This is a genomic window from Kitasatospora sp. NPDC058965, from assembly GCF_042741245.1.
GTDB lineage: Bacteria > Actinomycetota > Actinomycetes > Streptomycetales > Streptomycetaceae > Kitasatospora.
Genome location: NZ_JBHYKG010000464.1, coordinates 1 through 4986, shown reverse-complemented (window position 1 = coordinate 4986; position 4986 = coordinate 1). Strand labels below are relative to the sequence as shown.

The 4986-nt window shown below is 73.3% G+C and carries 5 protein-coding genes; 3 read left to right on the top strand and 2 right to left on the bottom strand.

The window, feature by feature from the left end; translation table 11 throughout:
* Positions 1 to 109 precede the first annotated feature (109 nt).
* Positions 110 to 919 (top strand): TIGR02452 family protein, encoded by an 810-nt coding sequence (locus tag ACFW1A_RS38530; RefSeq protein ID WP_380417988.1) that lies wholly within the window; start codon positions 110 to 112, stop codon positions 917 to 919.
* On the opposite strand, the gene ACFW1A_RS38525 is transcribed toward ACFW1A_RS38530, so the two are convergent.
* Together ACFW1A_RS38525 and ACFW1A_RS38520 are read right to left on the bottom strand one after the other, a co-directional pair.
* Positions 909 to 2183: an MFS transporter gene (locus ACFW1A_RS38525; protein WP_380417986.1), complete on the bottom strand. Its 1275-nt coding sequence runs from the start codon at positions 2181 to 2183 to the stop codon at positions 909 to 911. The two genes, ACFW1A_RS38530 and ACFW1A_RS38525, sit on opposite strands and share 11 nt — an antisense overlap.
* Positions 2180 to 2764 carry a winged helix-turn-helix domain-containing protein gene (locus ACFW1A_RS38520; protein WP_380417984.1) on the bottom strand — a complete coding sequence of 195 codons (585 nt, stop codon included), beginning with the start codon at positions 2762 to 2764 and terminating at the stop codon, positions 2180 to 2182. Before ACFW1A_RS38520 ends, ACFW1A_RS38525 begins: the two co-directional genes overlap by 4 nt.
* A 105-nt stretch (positions 2765 to 2869) precedes the next feature.
* Here ACFW1A_RS38520 and ACFW1A_RS38515 point away from each other — a divergent pair, with 105 nt between their 5' ends.
* Positions 2870 to 3787, top strand: a complete 918-nt coding sequence (locus tag ACFW1A_RS38515) for an ATP-binding cassette domain-containing protein (RefSeq protein ID WP_380417982.1) — start codon at positions 2870 to 2872, stop codon at positions 3785 to 3787.
* Positions 3784 to 4935, top strand: a complete 1152-nt coding sequence (locus tag ACFW1A_RS38510) for an ABC transporter permease (RefSeq protein ID WP_380417980.1) — start codon at positions 3784 to 3786, stop codon at positions 4933 to 4935. The genes ACFW1A_RS38515 and ACFW1A_RS38510 overlap by 4 nt, the downstream gene beginning before the upstream one ends.
* The last annotated feature ends 51 nt before the right edge of the window (positions 4936 to 4986 follow it).

Sequence of the window (4986 nt, the reverse complement as noted above, 5' to 3'; positions counted from 1 at the left end):
CCCGACCACCGGGGCCGGGCAACGGCGCTCCCCGGCTCCGCCACCGGCCCGGCCGCCGGCGTCGTAAAATTCGTCACCCTGACGATAAATCAGCACTACCATCCACGGCATGAGCAACCGTCTGAGCAACCTCGCCGCCGAGAACGAGCGCATCGCCGAGGCCGGCCAGTACACCTCCCCCACCGGGGCCGCCGTCTCCGTGGCCGCCGCCCTCGACGCCGCCCGGGCCGGGACCGTCTCCCACGCGCCCGACCTCGTCGCCGACCCCACCGGCCCCTTCACCGGCCGGACCGAGGTGACCGACGAGGACAGCATGCGCGCCGCCCGCCGGCTCACCGGGGCGGGCGTCGACCACCTCGCCGTGCTGAACTTCGCCTCCGCCCGCAATCCCGGGGGCGGTTACCTGCGCGGGGCCAAGGCGCAGGAGGAGGACCTCTGCCGCACGGCGCTGCTGTACCGGTGCCTGGTCGAGGCCCCCGACTACTACGAGGCCCACCGCGCCTCGTCCGACCTGCACTACAGCCACCGGGTGATCTTCTCGCCGCACGTCCCGGTGATCCGCGACGGCCACCGCGCGCTGCTCGAACGCCCCTACCGGGTCTCCTTCCTGACCTCCCCCGCCCCCAACGCCGGTCAGCTGGCGCTGCGTTCGCCCGATCACAGGGTCGACGTCACGGGGACCCTGGCCGAACGCGCCCGCCGCGTCCTCGGCGTGGCCGCCCGGCACGGGGTGCGCGAACTCGTGCTCGGCGCCTGGGGGTGCGGAGTGTTCCGCAACGACCCGACGGAGGTGGCCGACGCGTTCGCCGTGGCACTGGGCACCCACGGCGCCCCGTTCACCCGGATCACCTTCGCCGTCCTGGACCGCGCCGCCGGCACCCCCAACCTCGCCGCGTTCCGGGCCAGGTTCACCGGCTGACGACGGTCCGCATCCCCGGGATCGGCGAGGGCAGCAGCCACAGCACGGACAGCGCCCCGCCGACCGCCGCGATCACCAGGGCCTCGCGCAGCCCGAGCGCGCTGCCCAGCAGTCCGCCGGCGAGCGCACCCAGCGGCCGGATCCCGTAGTTGACGGTGCTGAACGCACCCGAGACCCGGCTGCGCAGTTCGTCCGGGACCACGCTGGCCTGCAGCGAGTTGAGGTTGATGTCGAAGAGCATCACCCCGGCCCCGCTGAGGAACTCCGCCCCGGCCAGCACCCCGGCGCGGGCCCACGACGGGCCGTCCGCCAGCGCCAGCAGCGCGAGCGGCGCCGGGAAGAGCACCGCACCCAGCGCGGCCGTGCGCCCCATCCCGATCAGCCGGGCCACCCGCGGCGCCAGCACCGCGCCCAGCAGGCTCCCCACCGCCGCGACGCCCGTGGCGAACCCGATCGTCCCCGCCGACAGGCCCAACTCCCGGTTGGCGAAGAGCAGCAGGACTCCCGTCGAGACGAAGGTGAAGAAGTTGACCGTGCTGCAGCACCCGAGGCTCGCCCGCAGCACCGGGTGGCGGACCACGAGGGCCAGCCCGGCGCGGGCCCGCCGCAGCATCGGCTCCTGTCCGGCCGCCGTCGGCGGGTCGTCCACCCGGATCCGCCCCACCAGCACCGCCGACGCCACGAACGACGCCGCGTCGGCCGCCACCGCCACCGGTGCGCCCAGCAGTTGCACCAGCAGCCCGCCCAGCGCCGGTCCGCCCAGGTAGGAGGCGGACCGGCTGGCGCTCAGCCTGCTGTTGGCCTCCAGGTACGCCGAGCGCGGCACCAGGTGCGCGAAGAACGGCGCGTACGCGGTGTTGAACAGCACCCCCGCCGCCCCGGTGACCACCGCCACCACGAACAGCTGACCCAGCGTCACGGTGCCGAAGGCGTAGGCCAGCGGCAGCGAGAGCAGGGCCGCGGCCCGCACCAGGTCGGCGGCCACCATCAGCTGTCGCTTGCCGCGGCGCTGGTCCACCCAGGCCCCGAGCAGCACCGCGAGCAGGTTGGGCGCCCAGACCAGCGCGGTCAGCGCCGACACCGCCACGGTGGACGCGTGCAGCGCCCCCACCGCGATCAGCGGCAGGGCCAACTCGCTGATCCGGTCGCCGAACTGGGAGACGGACTGACCGGCCCAGAATCTGCCGAACCGTCGGTCCCGCCACAGCGGCGCGGCCGCCGATCGCGGCGGCGCCGCCTCCTCCACCACCCCTGGCACACTCATGCGTCCTCCCCCTCCGGCAGTTCCGGCAGCACGTACCTCATCAACCGCACCATCCGCGCCGCCGCCGGCCGCTCGTCCTCGGCCCGCAGGACGTACGGCGCCAGCAGCCGCTCCACCGCGGCCCCCAACTCCTCCAGCTCGCCCGGGGTGAGCGCGACCCGGGTGTTCGCCAGCCCGCCGAGCCGGCGCCACTCGGGCCCCAACTCCGGCTCCACCTCGGTGATCCAGCGCTGCGGCTGGTCGGCCGCCGCCAGGAACATCTGCTGCGCCAGACCGCGCGCCGCCGCGCCCGCCTCGCCCTCGGCGCCCGTCTCGAAGCGGAACCCCTTGGCCACCGCCTCCCAGCGCCGCTGCCGGCGGTCCGGCCCGGGCTCGGCGTCCCGCACCAGCCCGAACCCGGCCAGGTGCCGCAGGTGCCAACTGGTCACCGACGGCGTGGCTCCCACCTGCGGCGACAACTCGGTCGCCGTGGCCGGTCCGTACCGCCGCAACCGCTCCAGGAGGGCCAGTCGCACGGGGTGCGCCAGCGCCCGCATCGCCTGCGGGTCGGTGATCTCGATGTCGCCCAACGGGTTGCCCATATTCTGAGAGTGTCCTCTCACATTATCTGAGAGTCAACTCTCAGATCTCGCCGACCGTGACGCCGGATCTGGTCCGCGGGCCCACCACGCCCTACATTCAGCGGCATGACAACGGCAATAACCGCGGACGGGATCCGGAAGCGGTACGGGGATGTCCAGGCTGTCGACGGTGTGTCACTCACCATCGAGACTGGCGAGTTCTACGGTCTGCTCGGGCCCAACGGAGCGGGCAAGACCACCACCTTGGAGATCCTGGAGGGGATCCGCGAACCCGACGAGGGGCGGGTGGAGCTGCTCGGGCTGAAGCCCTGGCCGCGCAACACCGAACTGCTCCCGCGGATGGGCGTCCAGTTCCAGGCCTCCGCCTTCTTCGACCGGCTCACCGCGCGCGAGACGATCCGCACCTTCGCCTCCTTCTACGGCATCGGCCACCGGCGGGCCGACCACTGGCTGGAGCGGGTGGGGCTGGCCGACTCCGCCGCCGTGGCCACCGACAAGATGTCCGGCGGCCAGGCCCAGCGCCTGTCCATCGCCTGCGCGCTGGTGCACGACCCGGAGCTGGTCTTCCTGGACGAGCCGACCACCGGCCTCGACCCGCAGGCCCGGCGCAACCTCTGGGACCTGCTGCGCGACATCAACGCCGAGGGCCGCACCGTGCTGCTCACCACCCACTACCTGGACGAGGCCGAGGTGCTCTGCGACCGGGTCTCGGTGATGGACCACGGCAAGGTGCTGCGCACCGGCGCACCGGCCGCGCTGGTGCGGGAGTTGGACGACACGGTGCGGGTCAGCGTGGAGTCCGGGCTGGTCACCGCCGAGCGGGCGCGCGAGCTCTTCGCCGCCGCCGGTGCCGAAGTCTCCGCGGTGGAGGACAACGGGGTGCTGCTCTCGGTGGCCACCCGCCTGCCCGCGCCCGTGCTCGCGGTGCTGGCCGAGCAGAACGCGCTGCGCGGCCTGGAGGTCCGCGGCGCCACCCTGGAGGACGTGTTCCTGCACCTGACCGGACGGGAGTACCGGGCATGAGCAACAGCGCCCCCGAGACCACCCGCCCCACCGACGACGCCCCCGCACCGGGGGCACCCGCGGCCGGGGGCGACGGGAGGGCGAGCGCCTTCGTCAGCCTCTCCCGGGTGATGTTCGTCGCCTTCCTGCGCGACCGCACGGCGCTCTTCTTCACCCTGGCGCTGCCGCTGATGTTCCTGCTGCTCTTCGGCTTCCTGTTCAAGGGCGCCACCTCGCCGCACGTGAAGGTGGCCGAGGTCGGGCAGGTCGCCGTGCTGGACTCCGTCCAGGGCGACGAACGCAAGGGCCTGGAGCAGGTCCTGACCATCACCCGGATCCCGGACGAGGCCACCGCGCTGCAGAAGGTGCGCAAGGGCGACCTGGACGCACTCGTCGAGCAGGGTCCGGGCGGGCAGGTCGTGGTCCGCTACAGCGCCTCGGACCAGGTCCGGTCCGGCGGTGTGCAGGCGGTACTGCAGTCCGTGGTCCAGTCGGCCAACCAGCAGGCCACCGGCCAGCCGCCCAGGTACACGCTGGCCGCCTCCCAGGTGGAGGACCAGTCGCTCAAGCCGATCCAGTACCTCACCCCCGGCCTGCTCGGCTGGGCGGTGGCCACCGGCGCCATCTTCAGCGCCTCGCTCAGCCTGGTCTCCTGGCGCAAGAAGCGGCTGCTGCGCCGGCTGCGGCTGGCCCCGGTCAGCGTCGGGTCGATCGTCGGCTCGCGGGTGCTGGTGACCTGCGTGGTGGCGCTGATGCAGACCGCGATCTTCCTGCTGGTCGCCACCACCCCCGTGTTCGGGCTCAAGCTGACCGGGAACTGGTGGCTGGTGATCCCGCTGGTGCTCTGCGCGACGCTCGCCTTCATGTCGATCGGCCTGGTCACCGGGGCGATCGCGAAGACCGAGGAGGCGGCCAACGGCATCAACCAGGTGATCATCCTGCCGATGTCGTTCCTGTCCGGCGCGTTCTTCCCGCTGGACAACTCGCCGCACTGGCTGCAGCAGTTCTCGCACGTCTTCCCGCTGCGCTACCTGGTGATCTCCGCCCAGTCGGTGCTCACCCGCGGCGGCGGGCTGACGGACTGCCTGCCCGCGATGGCCGGCCTGCTCGCGTTCGCGGCCGCGCTCACCGCGCTCGCCTGGCGGCTGTTCCGCTGGGAGGACGCCTGATCCAGCGGGCGACCGGGCCGAGCGGTAGGCCCGGGCGACCGGGCCGGGGAC